Genomic DNA, 2,638 nt, shown 5'->3' on the forward strand with positions numbered 1-2,638 from the left:
TTGCTTTGCTTTCGCCGTCACATTCTGTCGGCGAGCACATTAACTATAATACATAAATTTTAATATAGTGTCAACACTTTTTAACAACTTTTTTTTTATTTTTAAATTCTACCATTAATACATTGATTTATGTTAATAATATAATAAAGTTATTTCTTTACTTTAGTTTGTTATATCTTATTTTAACTTTCTTTTGATTATTTGATACTTCTTATTATATACCATATTTCAATAAATTATATTATAATTTTAAATAATAATATTATTATTTAAATTAATATTAATAATATTTATGTTATTATTTAAATTAACTACTTTATTAAGGAGAATTCTTATGATACATCATGATTTAATTGTAATTGGCGGCGGTGCATCTGGCTTATCTGCAGCAATTACCGCTAAGGACTTCGGGATAGATGTTGCTATAATTGAAAGCACAGATAGAATTGGTAAGAAGATTCTTACAACTGGAAATGGTAGATGCAATATATCTAATAATACAATTTCATACCCATTTTCTTCTTATCATAGCGAAAATACAGGATTTTTTCAAATGTTTTATCAGCTATTAATGTAGATGATACGAAAGACTTTTTTTTATCACTAGGTCTTCCAATTGTAGAGTTACAAAATGGTAAAATGTATCCTAAATCTCTTCAAGCATCTTCTGTTGTAGATCTTTTAAAACTTGCATTGGAGGATAGAAATATTCCTTTATATACAAATTGTAAAGTAAAAGATATCCACAAGCAAAATATTTTTAAAATATCCACAAGTAATGAAGATAATAATTTATTCACATGTAATAAATTAATTTTAGCCTGTGGAGGAAAATCTGCAATAAAAACAGGCTCTGATGGTTCTGGATATATGTTAGCCAAATCTCTTGGTCATTCAATAATTGAAACTATCCCCGGAATAGTTCAACTCAAACTAGATAATTCATATTTAAAATCTATTTCTGGTGTAAAATTTGATGGATACGCTACATTACTTGTTAATGATCAACCAACAAGAAAAGAATTTGGAGAAATATTATTTACTGACTATGGTATATCTGGTCCTCCTATTCTTCAAATTTCAGGCTATGCTTCTAAAGCACTTTCTAAAATGAATAAGGTTGAAATATTAGTAGATATGATGCCTGATCAATCTATTGATGAAATTGAAGACTTTCTCGAAGGACATTTTGCTGTATTTGGACATCGACCAATAATAGATTCCCTTATTGGTATTGTAAACAAAAAGTTAATTCCTACTATATTAAAAGAATCAAGAATAAAAAACTTACACTCTTCTTGCTATGACTTACAATGGGATGATAAAAAAAGACTTATTAATATATTAAAGAATTGGAAGTTTAAATGTATAGGTACTAATGGTTTTAATCAGGCTCAAGTTACAATAGGTGGAGTTAATACTAAAGAAATTAATGAAAAGACCTTAGAATCAAAATTAGTTAAAAATTTATATTTTTGTGGTGAAATACTAGATGTTGATGGTGACTGTGGTGGTTTTAATCTTCAATGGGCATGGAGCTCTGGTCAATTTGTTTCAAGAAATATCGCAAGTTCTTAGAATTAAAATAAGGAGAAGTATTATGACTTCTCCCTACCTTTTAATTTTTTCTCCAGCGTCCAATTAACTTAGTTAATTCTTTGCCATCCTTAGTTTCTACTCTGTGAATAGTTACTAATTCGTCACCCTCTTCTTCTCTGATATCTGTTAGAACTTTAACTTCTTCTCCATATTTACATTCCTTTTCAAAGGTAACCATTACCTCTGCCAAAGCATAGCTGTTAACAATCTCTTCTGGTAATGTCTCAATAGCCCAATCTAAATACTTAGTATTATTAACATGTTTATTTGAATCTATATCAGAATATCTTACTCTAAAACTTCTTTCATATTTACAATTCTCAAGCTTCTCTAACCTTGGTATTTTAAATTCTTCTTTCATATCTTCTGATACACCATAAATTTCATATTGCTCATTTGGTATTCTCATCATTTTTCTTTTTTCTAAATTAATTAATAAAAATATTGCATTTGCTGATACTACTATATTTCCACCACTATCTTTAATTTCATAATTTCTCAATGCATAAAACTTTTTAAACCCAGCCGGTTCAGTTGTTACAGATAACTTTTCCCCATACATTGGGTGCCTAAATATTTTTACATGATAATTATAAAACACCCAGGTCATATTATTTTGCATCAAACTTTCCATCCCTGATCCAAGAACTTCTGATTGTTTAGTTCCAATATCAGATAATATATTAATTATAGTCGACATTGATCCTCTTAAATTACTATCTACATCATAATAATGTAATTCATATTCTTTACTATAAGTCTTTCCCATAATATCCTCCTGTAGAAAAGTGCACAGTTCACAGTCTCCTCTAGTTGATAATTGATAGTGGAAAGTTGAATACTATGGAAATAATTCAGCTTTGCTGAATTAAGAAAATTATATTAATTTTAAAAACTACATAGTAGTTTTATCCATAGCTTTCAACTCTCAATTTTCAACTCTCAACTAATTAATAACTGTGAACTGTGAATTGTGCACTGTGAACTAAAATATTTTTTCCATTAAAAACTATATATAAAATTATATACCTTTTTATTT

The 2,638-nt window shown here is 27.7% G+C and carries 1 protein-coding gene and 1 pseudogene; one reads left to right on the forward strand and one right to left on the reverse strand.

The window, feature by feature from the left end; genetic code table 11:
* Positions 1 to 334: 334 nt before the first annotated feature.
* Positions 335 to 1,578, forward strand: a pseudogene (locus A500_RS12345) (BaiN/RdsA family NAD(P)/FAD-dependent oxidoreductase).
* A gap of 40 nt (positions 1,579 to 1,618) precedes the next feature.
* On the opposite strand, the gene A500_RS12350 reads toward A500_RS12345, so the two are convergent.
* Complete coding sequence (locus tag A500_RS12350; RefSeq protein WP_016207923.1) at positions 1,619 to 2,368, reverse strand: acyl-[acyl-carrier-protein] thioesterase; 750 nt, start codon at positions 2,366 to 2,368, stop codon at positions 1,619 to 1,621.
* Positions 2,369 to 2,638: the final 270 nt, after the last annotated feature.

Origin of the sequence: Clostridium sartagoforme AAU1 (genome assembly GCF_000401215.1) — a bacterium.
Classification (GTDB): Bacteria; Bacillota; Clostridia; order Clostridiales; family Clostridiaceae; genus Clostridium; species Clostridium sartagoforme.

What these genes read in the sequence shown, in the direction of transcription:
- A500_RS12350 (WP_016207923.1), bottom strand. Translation starts at nt 2,368, where the DNA reads ATGGGAAAGACTTATAGTAAAGAATATGAATTACATTATTATGATGTA.